A 25,567-nucleotide genomic window follows, 5' to 3' on the forward strand; every position below is an offset into this window, starting at 1 on the left:
AAAATCCAAAATAAACAGACAGCACTTAGTCGTGAATAGCGTTGAGCAGCACTTCCTGTAAAGTCATCCCCTCCATGTCATCCAGCGTTACAGTGTCGCAAATATCAAACTTTGCCCCAGCATCTTGCAAATCATCATCCAAAGCTTTCAAAAACCGACTTGCCGTTTGATCTGAACCCACTTGAATGAAGGAGATGGCTAATTCTTCATCTCTATCCATCCGGCGAGAGGCTTCAATAATCACCCGCATCACGGCTTTTCGGTCATCGGGTTCACCATCTGTAATCACTAGAATTGTCTCGCCATTTGGCTTAGTCTGACCAGCCGCCTTCCGCTCAAAATAGTTGTCAGTAGCGTTTTTCAAGACGTCGGCAAGATTCGTAGTGCCAGAGGGATCGTTTTCTTGGAATATCTGTGCGACCTTGCTAGAGGTCACATTATCAAATCGCTTAAAGCGACCAGAAAACAGATAAAGCGTAATCCCATCGGGGTCAAATTTTTCACATTTTCTCGCCAACGCCAGAGTAGATTCCTCTGCGGTTTCCCAGCGACTTCTACCGCTCGGTGGCTCTGGAGTAGACATACTCCCGCTTTTATCGATGATTAATGTATAGTCACGATCTTCTGCCACAGATCCTCCTTCCACCAAAGATAACCTCCAGTGTTTGTCAAGATTTCTCAATCTAGCCTAGCCCACCTGCCGTGACTATCTCGTTGGTTTAGATAAAAGAAACCTAAAATTTCTACATCAGAGAGAGGCGATTATCTATCTGGCGATCGCACGTGGCTTTTATGCTTTAGTTTCCCGCAAGGCTTGCAAATAATCAATCGCTGCCTCTAGTTTAGAGGGGTATGCATCGGCAAACTCTTCAAACCAAAGACCTTCTTCTGAAAGTGGCTTTAAATTTTTCAACCATTCTCGCGCTTGGTTTTTAAATACCTCCTGTTGTTGCTGCTTTAGTTGCTCCTGTTTGAGTTGTTCTTCTCTGAGTTGTTGCTGTTTTTTTAGCTGTTCTGCACGTTCTTGTTCTTCAAACTCAGCCTTAACTTGAGATAGAACAAGGTCTTCAGATGAGGGAATGGGATTGTTTTGCCACTTTTGCCGAGGTAATTCCGGAATTGCATTGCCAAGTGGGATACTAGGCGATTGATTTTGTAGGAAGTTCGCCGGTTGTGGTTTAACTGGTTCTTCTTTCAGTTGTGGTGGTTTTTGCAGTTCTTTTGGTTTATCTTTTGTCTCATACTCAGCCTTGACTGCCGCGAGTATGTCATCGATCGATTCCATAAATTGAGCGCCTCCATAGAGATTTTAGATTTCTCTTCACTATCAAAATCCCAAATCCCAAATTAGAATATAACCCTAGTCAGTAATGGCATTTATCAACACTTCAGTCAGGGTCATGTCCTCCATGTCATCCATCGTCACTGTGTCGCAGATATCAAACTTTGCCCCTGCACTTTGCAGTTCATCATCCAACACTTTAAGAAATTTCGTTGCCTGTGCATCTGTGCCAACTTGAATAAAGGAAATCGCCAGTTCTTCATCCCGCTCCATACGGCGAGATGCTTCAATAATTACCTTCATGACCGCTTTCCGGTCATCCGGTTCGCCATCTGTGACGACCAGAATAGTATCTCCATTTGTCTTGGTTTGTCCGGCTGCTTTACGCTGGAAGTAGTTATTCGTCGCATCTAGAAGGACTCCTGCTAAGTCAGTGCGTCCAGACGGTTCATTTTCGCGGAAAATCTGTGCGACTTTACTAGCGTTCACATTGTCATAACGTTTAAATCGACCGGAAAATAGGTAAATAGTGATGCCATCTGGATCAAATTCTTCACATTTACTGGCTAAGGCGAGAGTAGACTCTTGCATCACGACCCAGCGACTTTTTCCACCCGGCTGGTCTGTAATCGACATGCTGCCGCTTTTGTCAATAATTAATGTATAGTCGCGGTTTTCAACCATAAGAGTTTTCCTAATTCGCTTACTTCTTTAAAGGTATCAAAATCCTCTAGCCAAGCCTAAAGGTTCTGGTGGGTCACAAAGCGTCACCATTCAGCCGTTCCACCTCGTTTTGACTCGGAATGAGTTAGCGCCGCATCAGTCCTTGAGTGCTTGGATGCGACGCTTAAATTGGATTACTTGACGCTTGTTCTAAGCAGCAGCGATCGCGTTTTTAAGGGGTGTCCAGCGGAAAGCGCGATCGCCTCCCATTTCTACAGCAATTTTTAGGCGTGGCTCTATACTTGGCAACGTGGTTAAATATTCCACTTCCTCACGCGACAATACGTGTCCTTCAATTATCCACAACACCAATCCCTTCGATTTGGGAGGTAGTTGTTCCAACTGATAGTTCACGATAGGTGGCACGTAGTAGACGCGAATGTCTTTCTTGCCCAAATGCGCGGGACGAACGCCGTGTATGCCAGTTAAATACGTTGCTACATCGCCAAGCCCCCGTGCTGAGAGGCTTAAAGTGGTATAGCCAGCTGCACGCAACCGCCGCTGGTAACGCCCTTCAAAACCTCCTTCTAAGGGTACATACGTTCCTAAAGCACCAGACTTTTCTAAGTCTTTGACGAATTGATTGCCGATGGTGATCAGTGCCATATTTTTATGTTCTACCAGCTTTAAGTTTTGTTAATTGCTGCTGGCAATTTATTATAGTTGGGCGCTGAGGCACCTATCAACTTGGCTTACAGACAATCAAGCTGTCGAATGGGTTGAGCGATCGCGCTTTTTGTGGAGGTGCGATCGCTAGTTAGAGTTAGAAAAGATTTAACTTAATTTTGACTCAACATCAACGCACATTAAGGGAACAGGCTTTTCTTGAAGGTGAGTAGCAATCGATACAAATCCGAATCAACCCTATAAATTATGTTCTGCTACTCCTTCGTGGCATTTTATACCCCAGGTAGGTAAGGCAAAGCTTAAACAGGTGACATTGAACGGCTGAATCTAGGTTTGAAAGCTTGCTTTTGCTTTCTTCTATCTGCAATCTCTTGTAGTTCCTATGGCTTCTGGGAACATATAGGCATTGTAATACTGTGTATATAAATACTGTGCAAACAAATCGTGAAATGCTATAACCGACCTAAGTGCCGGTCGTTGGTAAGCGATTGCTTTCTTCTCTATCAATCAGTGACTCTATGAGTTAGTGAGCCGCTAAGCGGACAGTCGTCTTCTGGATTTGGAGTTGGGCTTCAAGCGAGGCATACGATCCAGCAGACTACTAATTTTTTTTTCGGACAATTGCTAGACAAGTTGTAACAAATCGTTTATAGTTAACGATTGTGGTCAAAATTCGAGCAGCTATTGCCGCTGAAGTCAAAACTAAAGTTGAAATCGAGTCCAGGGACAGCACGACTTTACCAGTGAAAAACGATTGAGTCTTTCCCAGAAGAGTTCAGTGCCCCTAGTGAGCGTCAAGCAACAGAGACATCGATTTCAGGATTAGCGATCGCATCTAGAAGGTTCCTTGAGAAGAACTCTTCTAAGCCGGAAAAAGCCCTTTCGCTTTCTCGGATACTGGATGGCTTGCCACCTAAGTCCCCGCGAATATAGGCAACGCGCTTCTAGCGCTTACCCGACCGTCGAATAGCTTCATACCAGCTAAAGAAAAAGCCTAAATTAGGCTGACTTAAAAGCTTGCCTCTCTCAATCCGAGGATGTGCCACAGCTCGCTGGTTTGATAACAACGTTTGTTGAAGCAAGCGGATTTACGAAATACTCGTAATACCGCCTCTTTGTACTGTGTAGAAAGGAGAGACCAGAAAGCCGTGTCTGTTGGTATCCTCGGCACCAAACTCGGCATGACCCAAATTTTTGACGAAACAGGAAAAGCAATTCCTGTGACGGTCATTCAAGCAGGGCCATGCACCGTTACGCAAATTAAAACCAAAGCAACAGATGGCTATACTGCCGTCCAGATTGGTTATAGAGAAGTCAAACCCAAAAGTTTAAACAAGCCTGAATTGGGGCATTTGGCAAAATCAAGTGCTCCTCCTTTGCGGAAGCTGCGGGAGTATCGCTTTGAGAATGTGGGAGAGTTCGAGCTAGGGCAACAACTCAAACCAGATATTTTTACTGCTGGCCAAATTGTGGATGTAATCGGCACAAGCATCGGAAAAGGCTTCGCCGGTTATCAAAAGCGCCACAACTTTAAGCGGGGACCCATGTCCCACGGTTCTAAAAACCATCGTCTACCCGGTTCTATCGGTCCTGGAACCACACCGGGGCGTGTTTATCCCGGTAAGCGGATGGCTGGTCGTTTAGGCGGCACGCGCGTTACCATTCGCAAATTGACAGTGGTGCGGGTAGACGCAGAACGCAACCTACTACTGATCAAAGGAGCGATTCCTGGTAAACCAGGGGCGCTGGTTAATATTGTTCCTGCCAAGAAAGTAGGTCGAAAGTAGTCATTTTCTAAGGTCAGGCTGGCTAATCGCTAAGAGCTTTTGATACTTAGCAATCTTCAATTAGCAATTAGCAATTAGCAACGAACAAAGGACAACGGATATGGTTAACTGTGTAGTACGAAACTGGAACGGGGAAGAGGTCGGACAAGCAACCCTAGAATTAAAGGTTGCCAAAGAAGAGAATGCGGCTCATGTCGTCCACCGAGCCTTGGTAAGACAACAGGCGAATGCTCGTCAAGGCACAGCCAGTACCAAAACCCGCGCAGAAGTTAGGGGGGGAGGTCGTAAACCTTGGCGTCAAAAAGGAACGGGTCGCGCTCGTGCTGGGTCGATTCGCTCACCACTGTGGCGAGGTGGCGGTGTCATCTTTGGTCCTAAGCCAAGAGACTATGACACAAAGATGAACCGGAAGGAACGGCGTTTAGCCCTAAGAACCGCCTTCTTTAGCCGAGCCGAAGACATGATTGTGGTAGAGGAATTTGCTGACAAGTTGCCTCGCCCTAAGACTAAAGAATTGGTGGAAGCGATCGCACGTTGGGGCGTCGAACCAAATTCTAAAGTACTGCTTATCTTAGCAGAACGTGAAGAAAACGTTTATTTGTCAGCACGGAATGTTGCCAAGATGAAGATCATTCCTGCAACCCAGTTGAATGTCTTTGACCTACTGGCAGCTGACAAAATCGTGACGACGCCATCCGCCCTTGTCAAAATCCAGGAGGTTTACAGTGAGTGAGTATAACCCCCGCGCACTTGCGGATCTGGTGTATCGACCGATTGTAACTGAGAAGGCAACTCTGCTGATGGAGCAGAACAAGTATGTCTTTGAAGTCGTTCCTAAAGCGACTAAGCCAGAAATTAAAGCAGCAATTGAAGACCTGTTTAAAGTAAAGGTTGTAAGTGTGAACACCCTTCGCCTACCGCGCAAAAAGCGCCGCGTCGGCAAATTTGCAGGGTTTAAGCCTCAATACAAGCGAGCAATCGTAACTCTGGCAAGCGGAGAGACCATTACCCTTTTCCCAGAAGTTTAATAAGTGAGAAAGTTGACCAGTTGAAATTTAAAACCTCAACTCTTTTCAACTTAATCTCAATGGAAAGCCGCCCTAAAAGCGACTTCGACCTTCAACCTTCAAACCTCTTTTTTAAGTTATGGGTACCCGTTCTTATCGGCCTTATACTCCCAGTACTCGTCAAGTTACCATCTCGGACTTTGCCGAAGTTACGCGGAGCGAGCCGGAAAAGTCACTAACCTACACAAAGCATCGCCCCAAAGGTCGAAACAATCGTGGGGTGATCACCAGCCGCCGTCGGGGCGGCGGTCATAAACAGCTTTACCGGGAGATTGATTTTCGCCGCGACAAGCACAATATTCCTGCGAAAGTGGCAACCATTGAGTACGATCCTAATCGTAATGCCCGGATTGCCCTAGTTTATTACCGGGATGGGGAAAAGCGATATATTCTGCATCCAGTCGGATTAACGGTGGGTACAGTAATCACTGCTGGAGCAGACTCCCCAATTGAAACTGGCAATGCGTTACCTTTAAGCAGGATTCCGTTAGGAACTGCCGTTCATAACGTAGAACTGACTGCTGGACGGGGCGGGCAAATTGTTCGCGCGGCTGGTGCCAGTGCACAAGTGGTCGCTAAAGAAGGCGACTATGTCACGATCAAGCTGCCCTCCGGTGAAGTCCGGATGATTCGTCGCGAGTGCTACGCAACCATCGGACAAGTCGGCAATGTCGATCATCGCAACTTGAGTGCCGGTAAAGCTGGTCGCAATCGCTGGAAGGGACGCCGTCCGAAGGTAAGAGGTAGCGTCATGAACCCAGTCGATCACCCCCACGGTGGTGGTGAGGGACGGGCACCGATTGGTAGAAGTGGTCCAGTGACCCCTTGGGGTAAGCCCACTTTAGGTGCCAAGACCCGTAAGCGAAATAAGCCAAGCAATAAATTGATTGTCCGGCGTCGTCGCAAATCTTCCAAGCGCGGTCGGGGCGGTCGGGAGTCCTAGAATTTTAGGTTTTAGATTTTGGATTTTAGATTAGTAATAAGTCCAAAATCCAAAATCCGAAATCCGAAAATCCAAAAGTAATTGGGGTTATTTGAAGTATGGGTCGTTCTCTTAAAAAAGGTCCTTTTGTTGCGGACCATTTGCTGAAAAAGATTGAAAATTTGAATGCTAGGGGCGATAAGCAGCTTATTAAAACTTGGTCTCGTGCTTCAACTGTATTACCGCAAATGGTGGGTCATACTATCGCGGTTCATAATGGGCGGACTCACGTGCCAGTTTACGTCACCGAGCAAATGGTAGGGCATAAGTTGGGAGAATTCGCTCCAACTCGCACCTTCCGGGGGCACTCGAAAGATTCCAAGGCAAAGAGGTAATTTTGAAGTTTGGGTTTTGAGATTATTCAGAATTCCAAATTCAAAATTATTAAAAGGGAGAAATCTATGGCAGTTGATACTACAGAAGAAGTGAAAGCGATCGCGCGATACATCCGGATGTCTCCCCACAAGGTGCGCCGGGTTCTCGACCAAATCCGGGGACGCTCCTATCGGGAAGCGCTGATCGTTCTGGAATTTATGCCCTATCGGGCTTGCGATCCTGTCCGCAAGGTACTGCGCTCAGCAGCTGCCAATGCCGAACATAACGCCGGTTTAGACCCCGCCAGGTTGGTGGTTTCTCAGGCTTATGCTGACCAAGGCTCAACCTTGAAACGCTTCAGACCCCGCGCTCAAGGTCGTGCATATCAAATTCGTAAACCAACGTGTCATATCACCGTAGCTGTTGCCCAAGCAGCGGCAGATGAATAACACTAATTTGGCTAAGCGCTAATTGTCAGAAACAAGCTTTTGAACAATTAGCAATTAGCAATTCGCTGATTTAAGAGGACGCATTCGTGGGACAGAAAATTCATCCAATTGGTTTTCGACTGGGGATTACCCAAGAACACCGCTCCCGTTGGTTTGCGGATGCTAAGCGCTACCCAGAACTCCTGCAAGAAGACCACACCATTCGGCAGGTCGTGGAGAAAAAACTCAGTAACGCTGGTATCTCTCAAGTACGGATCGAGCGCAAAGCTGATCAAATTGACTTAGAAATCCACACCGCTCGACCGGGTGTTGTGGTAGGTCGTGGTGGTACTGGCATTGAAGTATTACGCGGCGATCTTCAACAGGCTTTAGGCGGTGGCAATCGTCAAATTCGGATCAACGTGATCGAAGTAGCACGGGTAGATGCCGACGCCGGACTGATTGCTGAGTATATTGCCCAACAGCTAGAGCGACGAGTTTCCTTCCGGCGCGTTGTCCGGCAAGCGATTCAACGCGCCCAACGTGCTGAAGTCCAGGGAATTAAAGTCCAAGTCAGCGGACGGTTAAACGGGGCGGAAATTGCCCGAACCGAGTGGACGCGGGAAGGCAGAGTGCCTCTGCATACCCTTCGAGCCAACATTGACTACGCTTACCGCACCGCCAAAACCATTTATGGCATTCTTGGCGTTAAAGTTTGGATCTTTAAAGGCGAAGTGATTCCTGGTCAGGAAGAAATTCCGGCTCCTAACAACGCTCAACCTAAGCGTCGTCAACAGCGTCGCCGCCAGCAATTTGAAGACCGCTCTAATGAATAAGTTGATAGGTAATCGGTAATCGGTAATGGGTAATCAAAAAGAAAACGCCCAATTACCAGTTACCAATTACTAATTACCAATTATCAAATACCCATTACCAAGTCATGTTAAGTCCCAGAAGAACAAAATTTCGCAAACAGCAGCGCGGGCGAATGAACGGTTTGGCGACTCGGGGCAATAGCCTAAACTTTGGTGACTTTGGCCTCCAATCCACAGAACCTTCTTGGATTACCTCGCGTCAGATTGAAGCCAGCCGCCGAGCCATGACCCGTTACATCCGTCGGGGTGGCAAAATTTGGATTCGGGTCTTCCCCGATAAACCAGTCACAATGCGTCCTGCTGAAACCCGCATGGGTTCTGGTAAAGGTTCTCCAGAATTTTGGGTAGCTGTCGTGAAGCCCGGGCGGATCTTGTTTGAGATTGCCGGGGTTCCGGAAGAAACCGCCAGGGAGGCAATGCGTCTAGCTTCCCACAAGTTGCCAATTAAGACGAAGTTCATCACTCGTGAAGAAGAAGGGACTGTGTGAGTTATGGCTCTGCCCAAGATAGAAGAAGCCAGAAATTTAGGCGATCAAGAACTGGCTGAAGAAATTTTAGCTGTCAAGCGCCAGCTGTTTGATTTACGACTGCAACAGGCAACTCGACGCCTGGAAAAGTTACACCAGTTCAAGCATACGAAGCATCGTTTAGGTCAGCTCCTAACTGTAGAAGGGGAGCGGCAACGAGCTGCAAAGGCTCAAAAGCCACAACCAGATGCAACATCCGAGGAGTAGACCCCAATGGCAGTTAAAGAACGAGTTGGCGTGGTCGTCAGCGACAAGATGCAAAAGACCGTAGTGGTCACCGTCGAGAACCGCTCGCCGCACCCTAAGTACGGAAAGATTGTAGTGCGTACAAAGCGTTACAAAGCTCACGATGAAGAAAATCAGTGCAAGGTAGGCGATCGCGTCCGGATTTTGGAAACACGACCTCTGAGCCGCACCAAACGATGGGCAGTCGCTGAAATTCTCAACCGTGAGGTTCAATAAGTAAAGTTATGGGTTTTGAGTTTGTAAAGGCGGGTTAATCGAAAATCTCGATTTTTTTATACCGAATCTTTAATGAGGTAAACCTGCCTGTAAAAAGTTCTGAGTGAAAAATTCAAGTTAAAGAATTTCGGGAATAAAAACCACAGTTCAAGTTCTTTCTCTTGTTAAAAACTCAAACCTTACAACTCAAAACTATTATTCAAAACTCACGCATCCGATAGCTAAGAACTATGATTCAGCCCCAATCCTACCTTAATGTCGCAGACAACAGCGGCGCTCGCAAATTAATGTGCATCCGCGTCTTAGGTGCCAGTGGCCGACGCTATGCCGGTGTTGGCGACGTAATCATTGCGGTTGTCAAAGACGCCATTCCCAACATGGCAGTTAAAAAGTCAGATGTTGTGCGAGCCGTGATTGTCCGTACCCGAAAAAATATGCGCCGGGACAGCGGTATGAGTATTCGCTTCGATGATAACGCCGCCGTCATCATCAACGCAGATGGCAACCCTAGGGGAACGCGCGTTTTTGGACCAGTTGCACGCGAACTGCGCGACAAAAACTTTACCAAAATTGTTTCTCTAGCTCCGGAGGTACTCTAATGGCCGCGAAAAAACAGTCTAAAAGAAACGGGACGAAGCTTCCCCAGCGTTATAAAATGCACGTCAAAAAAGGCGACACAGTACAAGTGATTGCCGGTCGTGATAAAGGCAAAGTTGGTGAAATCTTGCGGACGATCCCCCAAGAAAGTCGGGTAATTGTAAAAGGCATCAACATTAAAACCAAGCACGTTAAACCTCAGCAAGAAGGTGAATCGGGTCAAATCGTGACAGTGGAGGCACCGATCCATAGCTCTAACGTGATGCTTTACTCGACTCAACAAAAGATTGCCAGTCGTATTTGCTATACCTTGAATGACGAAGGACGCAAAGTGCGGATGCTCAAAAAAACTGGTGAAATTATTGACTAAGTAGTTGTTAGTTAAAGCGAATTGCTAATTACTAACTTCTATTTTCCCTGACCAAGCCCAGGGGTATTAAGGAAAAAACAATGACACAAAAACTGAAAACGCTGTACCAAGATACGATCGTTCCTAAACTGATGACTCAGTTTAATTACACGAATACCCATCAGGTACCCAAAGTCATAAAGGTCACAGTTAATCGAGGTCTAGGCGAGGCTTCTACCAACGCCAAAGCGCTGGAATCTTCCCTCGCTGAAATTGCCAAAATTACGGGTCAAAAACCAGTAGTGACGCGGGCGAAAAAGGCGATCGCTGGATTCAAACTTCGCCAAGGTATGCCAGTAGGCGTGATGGTGACTTTGCGTGCGGATCGGATGTATGCCTTTCTCGACCGATTGATTAACCTGTCGCTGCCACGAATTCGGGACTTTCGCGGCATTAGTCCCAAAAGCTTCGATGGTCGGGGGAATTACAGCTTAGGCATTAGAGAGCAGCTGATATTTCCCGAAATAGAATACGACAGCATCGACCAAATTCGGGGTATGGACATTTCCATCATTACTACAGCAAATACCGACGAAGAAGGCCGCGCCTTGCTAAAAGAAATGGGAATGCCTTTCCGGGATCAATGAGGCAGTCAAAATAAGGAGGGAATAATGGCGGCGAACGACACAATTTCAGATATGCTGACTCGCATTCGGAATGCGAATCTGGCGCGGCACCAAACAACAGAAATACCAGCGACCAAGATGACTCGCAGTATTGCCAAAGTCCTCAGGGAGGAAGGCTTTATTGCTGAATTTGAAGAAGTTGGCGAAGGGATCAAGCAACACTTGCTAATTTCTCTAAAGTACAAAGGTAAAAACCGTCAACCGATTATTAATACCTTGAAGCGGGTCAGCAAACCTGGTCTGCGGGTTTACTCTAACCGCAAAGAACTACCCCGCGTGCTGGGCGGTATCGGAATTGCGATCATTTCTACCTCCAGCGGCATTATGACTGACCGGGAAGCGCGGCGTCAGGGTGTAGGTGGAGAAGTGCTTTGCTACATCTGGTAGATAAGCTATTAGCTAATAGCTATTAGCTTGATTGGCTGGTAGGTTTCACCAACCTAGAAAAGCACAGACTTTCGGACTCACCGATAGACCAAAAGCTAACAGCTAACAGCTAACGGCTAACGGCTAATTGATTAGGAGGATTAAGTCATGTCTCGTATTGGCAAACGCCCTATTAATATTCCTGCTAAGGTACAAGTTTCGATCGAAGGGCAACATGTTGCAGTGAAAGGGCCTAAAGGAGAATTATCCAGGGTTCTGCCATCTGAGGTGAGTATAGAGCAAGAGGGAGAAACGATCCTGGTCAAGCGGCGAGATGAATCTCGTGCAGCTCGTCAGCGCCACGGTCTTTCTCGGACTTTGGTTGCCAACATGGTCGATGGAGTTTCCCAAGGATTTCAGCGTCGTCTAGAAATCCAGGGAGTCGGTTATCGTGCCGCAGTTCAAGGTCGCAATCTGGTTCTGAACGTGGGTTACAGCCATCCAGTTCAGATTGAACCTCCCGACGGTATTCAAATGGCCGTGGAAAACAACACGAATGTGGTTGTAAGCGGCATTGATAAAGAAATCGTAGGAAACATTGCCGCTCGCATCCGTGCTGTCCGTCCACCGGAAGTCTATAAGGGTAAAGGCATCCGTTATGCGGGTGAAGTGGTAAGACGTAAAGCTGGAAAGGCAGGTAAGAAGTAAAGATGAAGCTAACTCGTAAAGAATTAATCCAACGTCGGCACCACCGGGTACGGCGTAAGGTAAATGGCAGTAGTGAGCGTCCTCGGTTAGCTGTCTTTCGATCCAATCAGCACATTTATGTCCAGGTAATTGACGACACTCAACAACGGACTCTTGCCTGTGCCTCAACTTTGGAGCCGGATCTAAAATCACAGTTAACAACAGGAGCTACCTGTGCCGCCTCTGTTGAGGTAGGGAAGTTAATTGCTCAGCGAGCGATCGCTCAAGGCATTTCAAGGGTTGTCTTTGACCGAGGCGGCAACCTTTACCACGGTCGAATCAAAGCCCTCGCAGACGCTGCTCGCGAAGCTGGTTTGGATTTCTAAAGCCAAGCATGCAAAAGGCAAAAGTAAAAAGAAAGAAGTTTTATCTCTAGATTTCTCCCTGTGATTTCTCTTTCTTTTGCCTTTTTACATTTTTAGTTTTTACTTTCACTCTCAAGGTTCAGGATAAAACTATGGCAAAAGAGCGTCGGAAAAGTTCTGCGCGTCGGGAAAAAGAAATCACCTTTCAAGAACGGGTGATTCAGATTCGTCGTGTTAGTAAGGTCGTCAAAGGCGGTAAAAAACTCAGCTTTCGCGCCATCGTGGTCATTGGCAATGAACGCGGTCAAGTTGGCGTCGGGGTTGGCAAAGCAAGTGATGTAATTGGAGCTGTTCGCAAAGGCGTTGCCGACGGCAAAAAGCACTTGATTGACATCCCCTTGACCAAGGCAAATTCTATCCCCCATCCCATCAACGGAGCCGGGGGTGGTGCCCAAGTGATGATGCGACCCGCAGCCCCAGGAACGGGTGTTATTGCCGGTGGTGCTGTACGTACTGTGCTGGAGTTGGCTGGTGTCCGTAACATCTTGGCAAAGCAGCTGGGTTCTAATAACCCCTTGAACAATGCTAGAGCTGCCGTTAATGCTCTTTCCACCTTACGTACATTTTCGGAAGTGGCTGAAGAACGCGGGATTCCTATCGAAAATCTCTACGCCTAAATTTAGCCATCAGCGATTAGCTATTAGTGGCTCTCAGTTTAAAGGCAACTTTAATATCTTAGACAAAAGGCAAAAACTAACAACTAATAGCTAAAAGCTTCCCCAAAAAAAAATTAAGTCGTCAATTCTCTAGGTCAAGCGAATGAGATTAGAAGATGCAGTTCCTAAAAAAGGCTCAAAGAAGCGCCGCCGACGCATTGGACGAGGCATAGCGGCTGGTCAAGGGGCCAGTGGTGGCTTTGGGATGCGCGGTCAAAAATCGAGATCGGGGCGGAGCACACGACCCGGTTTTGAAGGTGGACAAATGCCACTGTACCGCCGCCTGCCTAAGTTAAAGCACTTTACGGTCATTAATCGTAAGCAATACACTACGATCAACGTAAGTAAGCTGGCATCACTCCCTGCTAACACGGAAGTAACTCTAGACTCATTGATGGAGTCGGGTATTGTCACTGCCAATAAAGGTTCGCTGAAAGTACTCGGTGACGGGGAACTGAATGTGGCTCTGAACGTAAAAGCAGCTGCTTTCACTAGCTCGGCTCGCAGCAAGATTGAAGCTGCTGGTGGCAGTTGCGAAGTTGTTTCTGCCCGTGCCCGTAAGGGTTAAGCACATTGCATGCCAGCGTCTCTTGCTCATCGTTGAGGTATCCCTTCATGGTCGTTAGTCGAGACAAAAGCCCAACTGCTCAGGAAACCTTTGCACAGATGGCTCAAGCAGCCGGTCTTAGAGGTCGACTGCTTCTCACCATCGGCTTGCTGATTTTAGTTCGCATTGGCATCTTTTTGCCAGTACCGGGAATTGACCGGGCTAGGTTTGCTCAAGATATTCAAAATAACCAATTAATTGGATTTCTGGACATCTTCTCTGGGGGTGGAATTACTGCCTTGGGGATTTTTGCTCTGGGGATTTTGCCCTATATCAATGCCTCGATCATTATCCAACTGCTAACAGCCGCTATCCCTGCTTTGGAGAAATTGCAGAAGGATGAAGGAGAAGCGGGAAGGCGAAAAATCTCTCAGATTACTCGCTATGTAGCGCTGGGAGGGGCTTTGATTCAAACTACCTTCATTTCGATATGGCTTGAACGCTATGCAACGAACGTTCAGGGACCTCTGTTCATTGCGGAGACTGCACTTGCTTTAACAGCTGGTTCGATGTTTGTTATGTGGGTGTCAGAGCTGATTACTGAGCGGGGGGTTGGTAACGGTGCTTCTTTGTTGATTTTTATCAATATTGTTGCCGTTCTACCTAAATCGCTTGGACAAACTATTAATTACGCCCAGGTTGACAATCGCAATGTGGGACCAGTGATCATTCTGCTGCTCGTTTTCCTCGTCATGATCCTGGGAATTGTGTTTGTTCAGGAGGGAACCAGACGGATTCCAATTATTTCAGCACGCCGACAGGTGGGCAAACGGCTCTACCGGGAAAGAACTAGCTACCTGCCTTTGCGGCTAAACCAGGGTGGCGTTATGCCGATCATCTTTGCGTCTTCCGTTTTGATTTTCCCAGGTTTCCTAGCTCAGATTACTCAAAACACAGGCAATAACCCGGTTTTGAGTCAAGTTCATCAAGTTCTCAACCAAGTTGCGAATGCTCTAAATCCGAACAGTCAGACGCCTGGAGTTTATGAGGTTGTTTATCTGATTTTGATTCTGTTTTTCAGCTATTTTTACGCCTCTTTAATTGTAAATCCTGTGGATTTATCACAGAACTTGAAAAAAATGGGAGCCAGCATCCCAGGGATCCGTCCGGGTCGGGCTACTAGCGATTATGTGGAAGGAGTTTTGAACCGGCTAACTTTTTTAGGCGCTATCTTTTTGGGATTAGTGGCAATCGTGCCAACAATTGTAGAAAGAGCCACCGGCATTACAACTTTTCAAGGGCTGGGAGCGACTTCTTTGCTAATTCTAGTGGGCGTGGCAATTGATACCGCGAAGCAAATCCAAACTTATGTCATTTCCCAGCGCTATGAAGGAATGGTGAAGCAGTAGTGACGCGATTGATTTTTTTGGGGCCGCCAGGGGCGGGAAAGGGAACTCAGGCACATATCCTCGCTCAAGACTTGGAGATTCCTCATATTTCCACGGGTGACATCTTGAGAAATGCCAAGGCTGCTGGAACCGAACTCGGTTTAAAGGCAAAGTCTTTTATGGATCGGGGTGAGTTGGTTCCAGATACTTTGATATTGGATCTGGTGCGCGATCGCCTGAGCCAAACGGATGCCCAACCCGGTTGGATTTTAGATGGTTTCCCGCGTACCGTCTCTCAGGCAACTTTCCTGGATGAATTGTTGCAGGAATTAGATCAAGTCTCCGATTGCGTTCTCAACCTGGAAGTTCGGGACGAAGTGTTGGTGGAGCGGATGCTGGAACGAGGGCGTAAGCAAGGACGCGCGGATGATACAGAAGAAGTCATTCGTCGCCGTTTGGAAGTTTATCGCAACCAAACGGCTCCATTAATTGATTTCTACGAGAAACGCCAACAGTTGGTTTCAGTTGATGGCGATCGCTCTCTAGAGGAAGTTACTTCTGCACTCAAACAAGTTGTTCATTCTTGAGAGAGTGGGTGCAATCTCCCAGATATTTGGAGTCAGTTTACTGCCAATCCACTTCCCAGACTGGCGGCTGGGACTGACTCCCAACTGAACGAAGTAAATTTTGATAAAATATGTTAATAAGACCTTGACTGTCAATCAGGGGCATGATCCGTGAATGACTGTAGGCAAGCTGAAGAATTGAGGAAAAGGATAACTTGGCTAAACAAGATTTAATTGAAATGGAAGGCACGGTAACAGAATCCCTGCCTAATGCGATGTTTCGCGTCGATTTAGATAATGGGTTTAATGTATTAGCCCATATTTCCGGAAAAATTCGTCGGAATTACATCAAAATTCTACCGGGCGATCGCGTCAAAGTGGAACTCACTCCATACGACCTAACCAAAGGCAGGATTACTTACCGACTGCGTAACAAAAAGTAGTGGCGAAAAAAGCGATTCGCTCATCTTAAAAAAGCTTGTCTTAATTAAAAAATTCGTCAAGCAGATGAACTTTAAAATACACTTAAAAAGTGATATAATGTAGAGCTTGCAATGTAGCCAAAATAGGCATGAAAGTTCGAGCATCAGTCCGAAAAATTTGTGAAAAATGCCGCGTCATTCGGCGGCGCGGTCGAGTCATGGTGATTTGTTCTAACCCAAAACACAAGCAACGCCAAGGTTAACTCAACCCGAACCTCAGAACAAGTTTATAGCACTAAAAGCAAGACTAGGGAGAAAACAAGCGTGGCACGGATTGCTGGGGTAGACCTTCCTCGCGATAAGCGCGTAGAAATTGGTCTGACTTACATCTATGGAATTGGACTCTCGCGCTCCAAAGAAATTTTGGTAGCATCCAAAGTTAATCCAGACACAAGAGTAAAAGACTTAAGTGATTCAGACGTTGCTGCCCTGCGCGAAGCAGTGGAAAGCAACTATCAGATTGAAGGAGACCTCAGACGCTGGGAGGCAATGAACATCAAGCGCCTGATTGACATTGGCACCTATCGGGGTCGGCGTCATCGGATGGGCTTGCCAGTTCGGGGTCAACGAACCCGTACAAATGCGAGAACTCGTCGGGGCAGGCGTCTCACAGTCGCAGGTAAGAGAAAGGCACCAGGGCCTAAATAACCTGCTTCTGTTAGCTGAAAAGCTAAAAGCAGAGGCTCGAATTTCGTTTGTTTGCTAAAGGCGAACTTAACCAACCAATTCAGCCAACCCATTATAACTACTGTCAATTAGATCCCAATGGCGCGACAACCAACAAAAAAAACTGGTCCAAAAAAACAAAAACGCAACGTACCTAATGGCGTAGCCTTCATCCAGTCCACTTTTAACAACACGATTGTCACGATTTCTGACACGAACGGGGACGTACTTTCCTGGGCTTCAGCTGGCTCAAGTGGCTTTAAGGGAGCTAAGAAAGGAACTCCTTTTGCAGCGCAAACCGCAGCTGAAAGTGCGGCTCGCCGAGCGACCGATCAAGGGATGCGTCAGATTGAAGTGATGGTTAGCGGTCCAGGAGCTGGTCGGGAAACCGCGATTCGAGCGCTGCAAGGGGCGGGGCTAGAAATTACCTTAATTCGAGATGTGACGCCAATCCCCCACAATGGCTGTCGTCCGCCCAAGCGACGTCGAGTCTAGGATTGCTTTGACAGCGATCGCTGTCAAAGCAATTATTAATTATCAGCAAGTGGCAAACAAGTTAACTGCTGAGTTGGCATTGAGACAGCAAGGGCAATGCTAGGAAAGCGCTTTTAGCGTTTTTTCCAGGGGTTTTATGAAGAAGGGAGGTCACTCCGTGGCGCAGTTTCAAATTGAGTGTGTAGAGTCCAAAACTGAGAATAATCGGAGCCAATATAGCAAATTTGTCCTGGAGCCTCTAGAACGCGGTCAAGGCACCACCGTTGGCAATGCGCTGAGGCGGGTTCTACTGTCTAACTTAGAAGGGACAGCCGTAACAGCTGTTCGGATTGCAGGGGTTAATCATGAGTTTGCCACAGTTGAGGGAGTGCGGGAGGATGTCCTAGAAATTCTGCTGAACATGAAGGACATTGTACTCAAAAGTCATTCCTCCCATCCCCAAATTGCTCGATTAACTGTCACAGGCCCAGCAACGGTGACAGCGGGACGATTTGATTTACCCTCCGAAGTTGAGGTAGTCGATCCCAATCAATACGTTGCCACTCTAGCAGACGACGCTAGGCTGGAAATGGAATTTCGTATCGAACGAGGAAAGGGATATCGCGCAGTAGACCGGACACGAGACGAAACTGCTGCTTTGGACTTCCTCCAGATTGACGCTGTGTTTATGCCGGTGCATAAAGTTAACTACAGCATTGAAGATGCCCGAATTGACGGGTCTTTGGAAAGAGACCGGCTAATCCTGGAAATCTGGACGAATGGTAGCCTTAGTCCCCAAGAGGCACTTTCTCAAGCAGCGAGTATTTTGGTGGATTTGTTCAATCCCCTGAAAGATATCACCCTCGATCCGATGACGGTAGACTATACCGATGACGAAGATCCCACCAGCCAGATTCCAATCGAAGAATTGCAGCTTTCGGTGAGGGCATACAACTGTCTCAAGCGAGCGCAAATTAACTCTGTAGCCGACTTGCTGGATTACAGCCAAGAGGATCTGCTAGAGATTAAAAACTTTGGTCAAAAGTCGGCAGAAGAAGTTATCGAAGCCTTGCAGCGGCGGCTAGGAATTACCCTGCCCCACGAAAAGGTTGCGAAAACAACTTGAAGTATGGAGTAAGGGGTAATGGGTAAAATCAATTACCTGTTACCAATTACTTTTTCACCGAGTACCCATAGCAGTTACCAATTACCAATTAGCAAGTCAAAATCGTTATGCGTCACTGTCGTCGTATTCCAAAACTGGGTAAACCCGCCGACCAGCGTCGAGCGCTTTTGAGGGCGCTGGCAACAGAACTAATCCGTCAGGGTCGAATCACCACCACTAAGACGCGAGCCAAGGCGCTGCGACCGGAAGTGGAAAAAATGATTACTCTGGCAAAGGACGGATCTCTGGCAGCTCGTAGACAAGCCTTGGGCTACATTTATGACAAACAGTTGGTTCATGCCCTGTTTGAGCAAGCCGCTAGCCGTTATGGCGAACGTAACGGAGGATACACCCGTATCCTGCGAACCGTGCCACGTCGGGGCGATAATGCTGAAATGGCTATTATCGAGCTGGTTTAAAGTGAGGGATTGAGGACTGAGAGCATTCAAAACTCACAACTCAAAACTCGCAACTCATCATGTTACAAGCCATGCCATTATCGACCCAGCGAGTTGCCCTGGTAATCCAATACCTGGGCACTCATTTTCATGGCTGGCAGCGGCAACCCAATGGTCGCACTGTGCAGGAAGAGATTGAAACCGTCCTGTCCAAGGTGCAGGAGCGAGCTGTTACTCTACATGGTGCAGGGCGCACTGATAGCGGTGTCCATGCAGCAGCCCAAGTGGCACACTTTGAGGTGACAGGCCCGATTCCCGCTGAAAAGTGGGCTGCGATTCTTAATTCTCATCTGCCCGATGATATTTTGATTCGAGCCTCAGCTGCTGTGGGTTCAAACTGGCATGCTCGGTTTTCTGCGAGCTGGCGTCGGTATCGATACACGATCTATACAGATCCCAAGCCAAACTTGTTTGTGCAGCCTTTTAGTTGGCATTATTATTATGCACCGTTAGATGAATCTCTCATCCAGGCAGCTTTAACCCCTTTGATAGGTAGCCACCACCTAGCTGCTTTTCACAGGGCGAATTCAGCGCGATCGCATTCCTGGGTAGACGTGCAGGCGGCAGAGTGCTACCGAAACGGCTCATTTATTCATATTGAGATTCAAGCCAACGGATTTTTGTATGGCATGGTGCGGCTGCTGGTGGGATTACTGGTGCAGGTAGGAAAAGGAGAGCTTTCGCCAGAAAGCTTTACCGAGTTGTGGGTAAACCAGCGCCGTCACGAAGTGAAGTACTCTGCACCCGCTAAAGGTTTGTGCCTGTTGCGAGTTGGCTACCCTGAGTTTCCCTTTCCCCCGGAAGTCTGGTTTGACACCCAGCCTAAGTTGGTCTTACCGACTGTCACCGCAGCCGAATATTGCCTAAGTTGAAAAGTTGAAGGTGAGAAGGTTGAAGTTTAAAAATTCTTCAACATTCAAATCTCCCACTTAGCAACTTTTGACTCACCTCTTGAAGCGTATAAAAAGAACCATGAACAAAACCCCCATCCCATCCCAAGATTCCATCGAACGCAATTGGTACGTTGTCGATGCCGCAGAGCAGCGTCTGGGTCGTTTGGCAAGTGAAATTGCCATGATTCTAAGAGGCAAAAACAAGCCAACCTTCACTCCTCATTTGGATACCGGCGATTTTGTGATTGTCGTCAATGCCGAAAAAGTAGTCGTAACGGGCAAAAAACGCACTCAAAAGCTCTATCGGAAACATTCGGGGCGTCCGGGCGGAATGAAGACAGAAACCTTTGCTAAGCTACAAGGTCGTATCCCAGAGCGGATTATCGAACACGCCGTGCGCGGGATGCTGCCTAAGAGTTCTCTGGGGAAACAACTGTTCACCAAACTGAAAGTTTATCCAGGGCCATCCCATCCCCATGAATCTCAACAGCCCCAGGAACTCAAAATTCAAACAATTCCAGGAGGAGAAAATTAATGCAAGCAGTAGAACAGAGCGATCGAGTCGTATATTGGGGAACAGGTCGCCGCAAATCTTCCGTAGCCAGGGTTCGCCTGGTTCCCGGAAGCGGCCAGATGGTTGTCAATGACCGACCGGGCGACAATTACTTCAATTACCAAGCGGCTTATCTGTCAGCGGCAAAAGCCCCCCTGGAAACCTTGGGTCTGGAAAATGAGTATGACATTCTGGTGAAAGCCCACGGTGGTGGATTAACCGGGCAAGCGGATTCGATTCGTTTGGGAGTGGCGAGAGCCTTGTGCCAACTCGACCCGGACAATCGCCAGCCGCTGAAAAGCGAGGGTTATTTAACCCGCGATCCCAGAGCGAAAGAGCGGAAGAAATACGGCTTGCACAAAGCCCGGAAAGCTCCGCAATACTCGAAGCGATAAAAAAGCGATCGCTTTTGAGTGGTTGATCGATGGTCGGTGCGAGGTCTGCCTCGCACTCGCTAATACTGGAAAGCTAGAATTTATATAGGGACATTCCCAGTCGAGGAGAAATCATGGCAAGACAAGGAATTCATCCGGAGTGGTATCCAGAAGCAAAAGTTTATTGCAACGGAGAAGTAGTAATGACCGTTGGCTCAACACAGCCAGAACTTCACGTTGATGTTTGGTCGGGCAACCACCCCTTTTACACCGGAACCCAGAAAATCATTGACACCGAAGGTCGGGTAGAGCGCTTCATGCGGAAATACGGAATGTTGGAAACTACCCAAGCCCAAGGTGATGATGCTGGTTCCCAAGGCAAAAAGTAGCGGGTTGGCTTGCTCGTAGCACGGCTCACCTGTTGGGTCGAAGTTATTGATGATAAGCTTTCCTGCTGTTTTTGTGGAGCGATCGCATTTCCTATGGCTGAAACATACCTGCTGGAGAAATTAAATTCCGTTGAGCAAACCTTTAATGAGTTAACCCACCGACTGGCAGATCCTGATACTGCTTCTAATCCAGACGAGTATCAACGGGTGGCAAAGGTTCGTTCCTCATTGGAGGAAGTTGTCAACACTTACGAAAGCTGGAAAACAACTCAGCAAGACTTGGTGGGGGCAAGGCTCGTACATAAGGACTCTGCCAGCGATCCTGAGTTGCAGGAAATGGCAGCCTTGGAAGTGGAAGAACTGGAGAGCAAGCTTGAGTATTTGGAAACACGCCTCAAGATTTTACTTCTGCCCCGTGATCCCAATGATGACAAAAACATCATGTTGGAAATTCGCGCTGGTACAGGTGGAGATGAGGCGAGTATCTGGGCGGGCGATTTGGTGCGAATGTACTCGTACTACGCCCAAACTCAAAACTGGAAGATTAAGTTACTCAGCGAGTCGCGGGCAGAGTCAGGTGGTTTTAAAGAAGCCATCTTAGAAATCCAGGGCGACAACGTTTACAGCCAACTGAAGTTTGAAGCTGGCGTCCATCGGGTACAACGAGTGCCAGTGACGGAAGCTGGAGGACGGGTTCACACCTCAACTGCAACAGTTGCGGTGATGCCAGAGGTGGATGATGTAGAGATACACATTGACCCGAAAGATATTGAAATGAGCACAGCTCGGTCTGGCGGTGCTGGCGGTCAAAACGTGAACAAGGTAGAAACCGCTGCCGACCTGTTCCACAAACCGACGGGAATTCGGATTTTCTGTACGGAAGAGCGATCGCAGTTGCAAAACAAAGAACGCGCTATGCAAATCCTCCGTGCCAAGCTTTACGAAATAAAGCTACGCGAACAACAGGAAGCTGTGACTTCCATGCGGCGTTCTCAGGTAGGTACCGGCTCCCGTTCAGAAAAAATTCGCACTTACAATTACAAAGATAACCGCGTTACGGATCACCGGCTGGGTCAGAACTACAGCCTAAACCCGGTTCTGCAAGGCGACCTAGAACATATTATTCAGGCTTGTATTTCTCAAGACCAGCAAGAACGCTTGGCAGAATTAGCCGCTTCCACTACTAACGCTGAGTCGCTTAATTAAGACGAGCGCTAAATGTATGGAAAACGCGATTAGTCGCGTTTTTGCCATCCCGAACCCAGCCGACGTGTAAACGGCTGGGTTTTTATTTTTTCCATATCATCTCTGGTAAATTACCCACCATTGGAGAAACTCGCCCTGCTAGAGCATTGTGGAGAACTAACTCACCTTCTCTTAAAGGCGATCGCTTCAAAACCAGCGTTTTTGCGTTTTATATGACTATCCGCAGGCTAAAATTCTGGCAAAATTAGCTAAGGAACGGTTATACCCTGCTGTCTGGCTCGAAAATCAGGATAGTGATAGCCCTTGCCTAACCAAGAGCTGACTTTTCCCCCTATCTGGGTTAAAAGTGAGGGCAGGATGAATCAAACTGTTCAAAAGCCTTATTTTCTTGTATTTTATTCTTATTAGAGAGATATCAATAATTACTCATGTATTATTAATAACACTATTAAGTCAAGTTTCTCTAACTTTGGGCTTAAATAAAACAGATGTGAAAAAGACTGGTGGAAATTAATTAAAAACTTGCTCTAAAGGCTTGTATAGATAGCGTTGACCAGAGGTGCCGAGATGCCAAACAATAATAATCAAGCTTCGGATTGGAATTACGATCCCAATGATCCCTATTCTCCAATTTACTATAAGGGAGCAGTTGTTGGATTTATCAAACCAGAATATGCAGTCCGAATCGTTGATTTTCTTAATGAAGATGAAAGGCTCCGCAAAGCTCTCAAAATGGCTTGTTTTGACTTGATAACTGAAGCGGGGGGAGATACGACTAGAGTTGATCTTTTAATGAAAAGATATATTGCAAGTACCGAACGTCCTAAATATGGATCGGCGGCGCTTGCCTTGCTATTAAAGGATAGACAAGATGAACTTGATATTAGTGATAAAGAATTTGCCCGGTTCTGTGATTCTTATCGATTGTCTTGGAAAGAGCTGAAAGAAATTTTTCTAGGAAAAGAAATCAACGATAATCAGCTAGGGCCAATTGCCCGAATCATTGGGAAATCCATTGAAGAGTTGATTGAAGTGCGGGATGGGCCACCTCCTAGAGGCGATCGCTAATGCGAGGCTAATGCGAGTAAGGGGGCGGAATTAAAGACAATTTGTGATCAGGGGGACGTAGGGCCACATAAAAATTCCCAATCTTTAATCATCTTCTTGCATCAAAGAATACCAGTAGTTCTTATGGGCGTTGACTGGCTACTAACAAAAGCACGTGCAGGAATAGATGAGAAGAAGGACTCAGATAAGACAAAATTAGCCTTGCACTCGGTATATCTAGGGAAAGGCGATCGCGCTGTTGGATCTTCAACTGCCTCCCAATCGTTGCTAGGTCTTATTTTAGAATTAAATTTTGTTAAGATGAACTGGACTCTTGCGATCGCCTGACGGACTTACGGGCAACACCAACTAACATCCGTCAAATAATTCGCTCATCCCCCCAGCATCCTTGGAGACTCTTGATGTTACGACTTGAACATATCAGTAAAATTTACCCGACCGGCGAAGTTCTCAAGGATGTCAACTGGGAAGTCAAACCAGGCGATCGCATTGGCTTAGTCGGCGTTAACGGTGCTGGGAAATCAACCCAGCTCAAAATTATTGCGGGGGAGATGGAACCCACTGCTGGGGAAGTAATTCGTCCTGCGAATTTGCACATTGCCTACCTGACTCAAGAATTTGAGGTAGATCCCACGCGCACTGTGCGAGAAGAACTTTGGACAGTTTTCAAAGAAGCCAACGAAGTACAGCACGCTCTGGCAAAGGTGCCGAGAGAGATGGAAACTGCTAATCCAGAGGAATTAGACCGACTGATCCACAAATTGGATCGGCTACAGCGGCAGTTTGAAGCGCTGGATGGCTACGGGTTAGATGCACGGATTGAGAAGATGTTGCCAGAAATGGGGTTTGCGTCAGAAGATGGCGATCGCCTCGTTAGTGCTTTCAGCGGTGGCTGGCAGATGCGGATGAGTTTGGGCAAAATCTTACTTCAAAAACCCGATTTATTACTGCTGGATGAACCAACCAACCACCTGGATCTAGAAACGATTGAGTGGTTGGAAACCTATCTCAAAGGGCTGAAAACCCCAATTGTGATAGTATCGCACGACCGAGAATTTCTCGATCGTCTTTGCACCCAAATTGTAGAAACAGAGCGCGGCGTTTCTACCACCTACTTAGGCAACTATTCTGCTTATTTACAACAAAAAGCGGAAAACCAAGAAGCCCAACTCAGCGCCTACGAACGTCAGCAAAAAGAACTAGAGAAACAGCAAGTCTTTGTTGACCGTTTCCGTGCCAGTGCTACCCGCAGCACCCAAGCGAAAAGCCGCGAGAAACAGCTAGAAAAAATCGAACGGATTGAAGCACCGACTGGGGGATTAAGAACTCTACGTTTCCGCTTTCCTGCTGCTCCCCGAAGTGGTCGCGAGGTGGTGGAAATCAATAATTTAGTACATATGTACGACGAAAAAATTCTGTTTTTAGATGCGAATCTGCTACTGGAACGAGGCGATCGCATTGCTTTCCTTGGCCCGAACGGTGCTGGGAAATCTACCTTGTTGCGCCTAATTATGGGCATGGAAAAACCTACTGAAGGTTCAGTTCAATTAGGGGCTCACAATGTTATTCCTGGCTACTTTGAGCAAAATCAGGCGGAAGCGTTGGATCTTTCTAGAACTGTCATGCAAACTATCCATGATGAAGTACCTGAATGGAAAAATGAGGAAGTTCGCACACTTCTAGGACGCTTCTTGTTTAGCGGTGACACCGTATTCAAAAAAGTTGAGGCTCTCAGCGGTGGTGAAAAAGCTCGTTTGGCATTAGCAAAAATGCTTTTGCGCCCAGTTAATTTAATGATTTTGGATGAGCCTACTAACCACTTGGATATTCCAGCTAAAGAAATGTTGGAAGAGGCAATCCAAAACTATGAGGGTACGGTGATTTTAGTCTCCCACGACCGATATTTTATTTCCAAAGTGGCTAATAAAATTGTCGAGATCCGCGATGGAGAATTCCGCCTGTATCGAGGAGATTACCATTACTATCTGGACAAAATTGCTGAGGAAAAAGAGGAGGCAAGATTAGCTGCGATCGCTGCTGAGAAAGCTACCAAGAAAGCTGCGAAAGCTGCCAAGGAATCTAGCAAACGCAAATAGGCGCAAATAAATTAGTGGGGTGGATAATGCCCACCCTACAGTTTGTTTAGATAATATCAAACTTAGTAAATCGAGCTGATTATTTGCAGCTAATTCTCTGATTTTTTTATTCAAGAAAATATAGCTACTTCGGTTTATAAATCTATAAAATTGACTATCCAATTCATTGATTTCTAAATGAAAAAATAGGAATTGCTTGTTCAATACTACTTATAATATTCTGTTATGTATACAATATTAATCACATAAAATATTATCAAGCAAAATAAAATCTTCAGTGTGCTTGATGGGCGGGTGCGGTAAGCGATTGCTAACATACCCTACTGACGTGCCAAAGTTCATTTAGTGCAGATAACAATAGCGTGAACCCCAGCACTATCATAGCTTTTGCCTCTTGATTG

General features: G+C 47.0%; 38 protein-coding genes. 34 read left to right on the plus strand and 4 right to left on the minus strand.

Annotation, left to right across the window (positions count from 1 at the left end; all coding sequences use genetic code 11):
• Positions 1-25 precede the first annotated feature (25 nt).
• The 4 genes from H6H02_RS05365 to H6H02_RS05380 form a co-directional block, all read right to left on the minus strand.
• Positions 26-631, minus strand: coding sequence for a VWA domain-containing protein (locus H6H02_RS05365; protein WP_190815346.1), 606 nt, complete (start codon positions 629-631; stop codon positions 26-28).
• A gap of 159 nt (positions 632-790) precedes the next feature.
• Positions 791-1,285, minus strand: coding sequence for a hypothetical protein (locus tag H6H02_RS05370; protein WP_190815348.1), 495 nt, complete (start codon positions 1,283-1,285; stop codon positions 791-793).
• Between the two features lie 75 nt (positions 1,286-1,360).
• Complete coding sequence (locus H6H02_RS05375; protein WP_190815350.1) at positions 1,361-1,966, minus strand: VWA domain-containing protein; 606 nt, start codon at positions 1,964-1,966, stop codon at positions 1,361-1,363.
• A gap of 189 nt (positions 1,967-2,155) precedes the next feature.
• Positions 2,156-2,611, minus strand: coding sequence for an NAD(P)H-quinone oxidoreductase subunit N (locus H6H02_RS05380; protein WP_190815352.1), 456 nt, complete (start codon positions 2,609-2,611; stop codon positions 2,156-2,158).
• Positions 2,612-3,780: 1,169 nt separating this feature from the next.
• Here H6H02_RS05380 and rplC point away from each other — a divergent pair.
• From rplC to H6H02_RS05550, 34 genes are all read left to right on the plus strand, one after another.
• Positions 3,781-4,419, plus strand: a complete 639-nt coding sequence (gene rplC, locus H6H02_RS05385) for a 50S ribosomal protein L3 (RefSeq protein WP_190815354.1) — start codon at positions 3,781-3,783, stop codon at positions 4,417-4,419.
• Positions 4,420-4,519: 100 nt separating this feature from the next.
• Positions 4,520-5,152, plus strand: a complete 633-nt coding sequence (rplD, locus tag H6H02_RS05390; RefSeq protein WP_190815357.1) for a 50S ribosomal protein L4 — start codon at positions 4,520-4,522, stop codon at positions 5,150-5,152.
• A complete protein-coding gene (locus tag H6H02_RS05395; protein WP_190815359.1) occupies positions 5,145-5,447 on the plus strand; it encodes a 50S ribosomal protein L23 in 303 nt (100 codons plus the stop codon). The genes rplD and H6H02_RS05395 overlap by 8 nt, the downstream gene beginning before the upstream one ends.
• Positions 5,448-5,565: 118 nt before the next feature.
• A complete protein-coding gene (gene rplB / locus H6H02_RS05400) occupies positions 5,566-6,429 on the plus strand; it encodes a 50S ribosomal protein L2 (protein WP_190815361.1) in 864 nt (287 codons plus the stop codon).
• Positions 6,430-6,527: 98 nt separating this feature from the next.
• The gene (gene rpsS / locus H6H02_RS05405; protein ID WP_190815363.1) at positions 6,528-6,803 is read left to right on the plus strand and encodes a 30S ribosomal protein S19; all 276 of its coding nucleotides are present in this window, start codon (positions 6,528-6,530) and stop codon (positions 6,801-6,803) included.
• 66 nt (positions 6,804-6,869) lie between these two features.
• Positions 6,870-7,232 (plus strand): 50S ribosomal protein L22, encoded by a 363-nt coding sequence (gene rplV / locus H6H02_RS05410; RefSeq protein ID WP_190815365.1) that lies wholly within the window; start codon positions 6,870-6,872, stop codon positions 7,230-7,232.
• 86 nt (positions 7,233-7,318) lie between these two features.
• Positions 7,319-8,047 carry a 30S ribosomal protein S3 gene (rpsC, locus tag H6H02_RS05415; protein ID WP_190815367.1) on the plus strand — a complete coding sequence of 243 codons (729 nt, stop codon included), beginning with the start codon at positions 7,319-7,321 and terminating at the stop codon, positions 8,045-8,047.
• 104 nt (positions 8,048-8,151) lie between these two features.
• Positions 8,152-8,574 (plus strand): 50S ribosomal protein L16, encoded by a 423-nt coding sequence (rplP, locus tag H6H02_RS05420; RefSeq protein WP_190815369.1) that lies wholly within the window; start codon positions 8,152-8,154, stop codon positions 8,572-8,574.
• A gap of 3 nt (positions 8,575-8,577) precedes the next feature.
• Positions 8,578-8,820 (plus strand): 50S ribosomal protein L29, encoded by a 243-nt coding sequence (gene rpmC, locus H6H02_RS05425; protein ID WP_190815372.1) that lies wholly within the window; start codon positions 8,578-8,580, stop codon positions 8,818-8,820.
• Between the two features lie 6 nt (positions 8,821-8,826).
• On the plus strand, positions 8,827-9,075 hold the full coding sequence (gene rpsQ / locus H6H02_RS05430; protein ID WP_190815374.1) for a 30S ribosomal protein S17: 249 nt from the start codon (positions 8,827-8,829) through the stop codon (positions 9,073-9,075).
• Between the two features lie 230 nt (positions 9,076-9,305).
• Positions 9,306-9,674 (plus strand): 50S ribosomal protein L14, encoded by a 369-nt coding sequence (rplN, locus tag H6H02_RS05435; RefSeq protein WP_190411889.1) that lies wholly within the window; start codon positions 9,306-9,308, stop codon positions 9,672-9,674.
• Entirely contained in the window at positions 9,674-10,042 is a 369-nt protein-coding gene (gene rplX / locus H6H02_RS05440) for a 50S ribosomal protein L24 (RefSeq protein ID WP_242040566.1), read from the plus strand. The genes rplN and rplX overlap by 1 nt, the downstream gene beginning before the upstream one ends.
• A gap of 80 nt (positions 10,043-10,122) precedes the next feature.
• Positions 10,123-10,668 (plus strand): 50S ribosomal protein L5, encoded by a 546-nt coding sequence (gene rplE, locus H6H02_RS05445; RefSeq protein WP_190411887.1) that lies wholly within the window; start codon positions 10,123-10,125, stop codon positions 10,666-10,668.
• A gap of 24 nt (positions 10,669-10,692) precedes the next feature.
• Positions 10,693-11,094: a 30S ribosomal protein S8 gene (gene rpsH, locus H6H02_RS05450; protein WP_190411886.1), complete on the plus strand. Its 402-nt coding sequence runs from the start codon at positions 10,693-10,695 to the stop codon at positions 11,092-11,094.
• 147 nt (positions 11,095-11,241) lie between these two features.
• Entirely contained in the window at positions 11,242-11,781 is a 540-nt protein-coding gene (gene rplF / locus H6H02_RS05455; RefSeq protein ID WP_190815376.1) for a 50S ribosomal protein L6, read from the plus strand.
• A gap of 2 nt (positions 11,782-11,783) precedes the next feature.
• Complete coding sequence (rplR, locus tag H6H02_RS05460) at positions 11,784-12,146, plus strand: 50S ribosomal protein L18 (RefSeq protein WP_190815378.1); 363 nt, start codon at positions 11,784-11,786, stop codon at positions 12,144-12,146.
• A gap of 131 nt (positions 12,147-12,277) precedes the next feature.
• Positions 12,278-12,802, plus strand: a complete 525-nt coding sequence (gene rpsE, locus H6H02_RS05465) for a 30S ribosomal protein S5 (RefSeq protein ID WP_190411883.1) — start codon at positions 12,278-12,280, stop codon at positions 12,800-12,802.
• 142 nt (positions 12,803-12,944) lie between these two features.
• Positions 12,945-13,409, plus strand: a complete 465-nt coding sequence (gene rplO, locus H6H02_RS05470; RefSeq protein ID WP_190815380.1) for a 50S ribosomal protein L15 — start codon at positions 12,945-12,947, stop codon at positions 13,407-13,409.
• A 47-nt stretch (positions 13,410-13,456) separates the two neighbouring features.
• A complete protein-coding gene (gene secY / locus H6H02_RS05475; protein WP_190815382.1) occupies positions 13,457-14,797 on the plus strand; it encodes a preprotein translocase subunit SecY in 1,341 nt (446 codons plus the stop codon).
• Positions 14,797-15,363, plus strand: coding sequence for an adenylate kinase (locus H6H02_RS05480; RefSeq protein WP_190815384.1), 567 nt, complete (start codon positions 14,797-14,799; stop codon positions 15,361-15,363). Before secY ends, H6H02_RS05480 begins: the two co-directional genes overlap by 1 nt.
• Positions 15,364-15,557: 194 nt before the next feature.
• A complete protein-coding gene (gene infA, locus H6H02_RS05485) occupies positions 15,558-15,785 on the plus strand; it encodes a translation initiation factor IF-1 (protein ID WP_015203280.1) in 228 nt (75 codons plus the stop codon).
• A 128-nt stretch (positions 15,786-15,913) separates the two neighbouring features.
• Entirely contained in the window at positions 15,914-16,027 is a 114-nt protein-coding gene (rpmJ, locus tag H6H02_RS05490) for a 50S ribosomal protein L36 (protein WP_071782548.1), read from the plus strand.
• Between the two features lie 61 nt (positions 16,028-16,088).
• Positions 16,089-16,472: a 30S ribosomal protein S13 gene (gene rpsM, locus H6H02_RS05495; RefSeq protein WP_190815386.1), complete on the plus strand. Its 384-nt coding sequence runs from the start codon at positions 16,089-16,091 to the stop codon at positions 16,470-16,472.
• Between the two features lie 117 nt (positions 16,473-16,589).
• On the plus strand, positions 16,590-16,985 hold the full coding sequence (rpsK, locus tag H6H02_RS05500; protein WP_190411878.1) for a 30S ribosomal protein S11: 396 nt from the start codon (positions 16,590-16,592) through the stop codon (positions 16,983-16,985).
• A 136-nt stretch (positions 16,986-17,121) separates the two neighbouring features.
• Positions 17,122-18,090, plus strand: coding sequence for a DNA-directed RNA polymerase subunit alpha (locus tag H6H02_RS05505; RefSeq protein ID WP_190815389.1), 969 nt, complete (start codon positions 17,122-17,124; stop codon positions 18,088-18,090).
• A 107-nt stretch (positions 18,091-18,197) separates the two neighbouring features.
• The gene (gene rplQ, locus H6H02_RS05510; protein WP_190815391.1) at positions 18,198-18,548 is read left to right on the plus strand and encodes a 50S ribosomal protein L17; all 351 of its coding nucleotides are present in this window, start codon (positions 18,198-18,200) and stop codon (positions 18,546-18,548) included.
• A 59-nt stretch (positions 18,549-18,607) separates the two neighbouring features.
• The gene (truA, locus tag H6H02_RS05515) at positions 18,608-19,459 is read left to right on the plus strand and encodes a tRNA pseudouridine(38-40) synthase TruA (protein WP_190815393.1); all 852 of its coding nucleotides are present in this window, start codon (positions 18,608-18,610) and stop codon (positions 19,457-19,459) included.
• A 100-nt stretch (positions 19,460-19,559) separates the two neighbouring features.
• Positions 19,560-20,015 carry a 50S ribosomal protein L13 gene (gene rplM, locus H6H02_RS05520; RefSeq protein WP_190411874.1) on the plus strand — a complete coding sequence of 152 codons (456 nt, stop codon included), beginning with the start codon at positions 19,560-19,562 and terminating at the stop codon, positions 20,013-20,015.
• Positions 20,015-20,428, plus strand: coding sequence for a 30S ribosomal protein S9 (rpsI, locus tag H6H02_RS05525; protein ID WP_190815395.1), 414 nt, complete (start codon positions 20,015-20,017; stop codon positions 20,426-20,428). Before rplM ends, rpsI begins: the two co-directional genes overlap by 1 nt.
• Positions 20,429-20,541: 113 nt before the next feature.
• Positions 20,542-20,796: a 50S ribosomal protein L31 gene (gene rpmE, locus H6H02_RS05530; protein WP_190815397.1), complete on the plus strand. Its 255-nt coding sequence runs from the start codon at positions 20,542-20,544 to the stop codon at positions 20,794-20,796.
• A 93-nt stretch (positions 20,797-20,889) separates the two neighbouring features.
• Positions 20,890-22,002 carry a peptide chain release factor 1 gene (prfA, locus tag H6H02_RS05535; protein ID WP_190815399.1) on the plus strand — a complete coding sequence of 371 codons (1,113 nt, stop codon included), beginning with the start codon at positions 20,890-20,892 and terminating at the stop codon, positions 22,000-22,002.
• Positions 22,003-22,569: 567 nt separating this feature from the next.
• Positions 22,570-23,070: a hypothetical protein gene (locus H6H02_RS05540; protein ID WP_190815401.1), complete on the plus strand. Its 501-nt coding sequence runs from the start codon at positions 22,570-22,572 to the stop codon at positions 23,068-23,070.
• A 123-nt stretch (positions 23,071-23,193) separates the two neighbouring features.
• A complete protein-coding gene (locus tag H6H02_RS05545) occupies positions 23,194-23,397 on the plus strand; it encodes a hypothetical protein (protein ID WP_190815403.1) in 204 nt (67 codons plus the stop codon).
• Positions 23,398-23,471: 74 nt separating this feature from the next.
• Positions 23,472-25,166 carry an ABC-F family ATP-binding cassette domain-containing protein gene (locus H6H02_RS05550; RefSeq protein WP_190815405.1) on the plus strand — a complete coding sequence of 565 codons (1,695 nt, stop codon included), beginning with the start codon at positions 23,472-23,474 and terminating at the stop codon, positions 25,164-25,166.
• Positions 25,167-25,567: the final 401 nt, after the last annotated feature.

The organism is Coleofasciculus sp. FACHB-1120, assembly GCF_014698845.1.
Classification (GTDB): domain Bacteria; phylum Cyanobacteriota; class Cyanobacteriia; order Cyanobacteriales; family FACHB-T130; genus FACHB-T130.

Coding starts and splice junctions, on each gene's coding strand:
- H6H02_RS05370 (WP_190815348.1), bottom strand. CDS start 1,285: ATGGAATCGATCGATGACATACTCGCGGCAGTCAAGGCTGAGTATGAG.
- H6H02_RS05375 (WP_190815350.1), bottom strand. CDS start 1,966: ATGGTTGAAAACCGCGACTATACATTAATTATTGACAAAAGCGGCAGC.
- H6H02_RS05380 (WP_190815352.1), bottom strand. CDS start 2,611: ATGGCACTGATCACCATCGGCAATCAATTCGTCAAAGACTTAGAAAAG.
- rplD (WP_190815357.1), top strand. CDS start 4,520: ATGGTTAACTGTGTAGTACGAAACTGGAACGGGGAAGAGGTCGGACAA.
- rplB (WP_190815361.1), top strand. CDS start 5,566: ATGGGTACCCGTTCTTATCGGCCTTATACTCCCAGTACTCGTCAAGTT.
- rpsS (WP_190815363.1), top strand. CDS start 6,528: ATGGGTCGTTCTCTTAAAAAAGGTCCTTTTGTTGCGGACCATTTGCTG.
- rplV (WP_190815365.1), top strand. CDS start 6,870: ATGGCAGTTGATACTACAGAAGAAGTGAAAGCGATCGCGCGATACATC.
- rplP (WP_190815369.1), top strand. CDS start 8,152: ATGTTAAGTCCCAGAAGAACAAAATTTCGCAAACAGCAGCGCGGGCGA.
- rpmC (WP_190815372.1), top strand. CDS start 8,578: ATGGCTCTGCCCAAGATAGAAGAAGCCAGAAATTTAGGCGATCAAGAA.
- rpsQ (WP_190815374.1), top strand. CDS start 8,827: ATGGCAGTTAAAGAACGAGTTGGCGTGGTCGTCAGCGACAAGATGCAA.
- rplN (WP_190411889.1), top strand. CDS start 9,306: ATGATTCAGCCCCAATCCTACCTTAATGTCGCAGACAACAGCGGCGCT.
- rplX (WP_242040566.1), top strand. CDS start 9,674: ATGGCCGCGAAAAAACAGTCTAAAAGAAACGGGACGAAGCTTCCCCAG.
- rplE (WP_190411887.1), top strand. CDS start 10,123: ATGACACAAAAACTGAAAACGCTGTACCAAGATACGATCGTTCCTAAA.
- rpsH (WP_190411886.1), top strand. CDS start 10,693: ATGGCGGCGAACGACACAATTTCAGATATGCTGACTCGCATTCGGAAT.
- rplF (WP_190815376.1), top strand. CDS start 11,242: ATGTCTCGTATTGGCAAACGCCCTATTAATATTCCTGCTAAGGTACAA.
- rplR (WP_190815378.1), top strand. CDS start 11,784: ATGAAGCTAACTCGTAAAGAATTAATCCAACGTCGGCACCACCGGGTA.
- rpsE (WP_190411883.1), top strand. CDS start 12,278: ATGGCAAAAGAGCGTCGGAAAAGTTCTGCGCGTCGGGAAAAAGAAATC.
- rplO (WP_190815380.1), top strand. CDS start 12,945: ATGAGATTAGAAGATGCAGTTCCTAAAAAAGGCTCAAAGAAGCGCCGC.
- secY (WP_190815382.1), top strand. CDS start 13,457: ATGGTCGTTAGTCGAGACAAAAGCCCAACTGCTCAGGAAACCTTTGCA.
- rpmJ (WP_071782548.1), top strand. CDS start 15,914: ATGAAAGTTCGAGCATCAGTCCGAAAAATTTGTGAAAAATGCCGCGTC.
- rpsK (WP_190411878.1), top strand. CDS start 16,590: ATGGCGCGACAACCAACAAAAAAAACTGGTCCAAAAAAACAAAAACGC.
- H6H02_RS05505 (WP_190815389.1), top strand. CDS start 17,122: ATGAAGAAGGGAGGTCACTCCGTGGCGCAGTTTCAAATTGAGTGTGTA.
- rplQ (WP_190815391.1), top strand. CDS start 18,198: ATGCGTCACTGTCGTCGTATTCCAAAACTGGGTAAACCCGCCGACCAG.
- truA (WP_190815393.1), top strand. CDS start 18,608: ATGTTACAAGCCATGCCATTATCGACCCAGCGAGTTGCCCTGGTAATC.
- rplM (WP_190411874.1), top strand. CDS start 19,560: ATGAACAAAACCCCCATCCCATCCCAAGATTCCATCGAACGCAATTGG.
- rpsI (WP_190815395.1), top strand. CDS start 20,015: ATGCAAGCAGTAGAACAGAGCGATCGAGTCGTATATTGGGGAACAGGT.
- rpmE (WP_190815397.1), top strand. CDS start 20,542: ATGGCAAGACAAGGAATTCATCCGGAGTGGTATCCAGAAGCAAAAGTT.
- prfA (WP_190815399.1), top strand. CDS start 20,890: ATGGCTGAAACATACCTGCTGGAGAAATTAAATTCCGTTGAGCAAACC.
- H6H02_RS05540 (WP_190815401.1), top strand. CDS start 22,570: ATGCCAAACAATAATAATCAAGCTTCGGATTGGAATTACGATCCCAAT.
- H6H02_RS05545 (WP_190815403.1), top strand. CDS start 23,194: ATGGGCGTTGACTGGCTACTAACAAAAGCACGTGCAGGAATAGATGAG.
- H6H02_RS05550 (WP_190815405.1), top strand. CDS start 23,472: ATGTTACGACTTGAACATATCAGTAAAATTTACCCGACCGGCGAAGTT.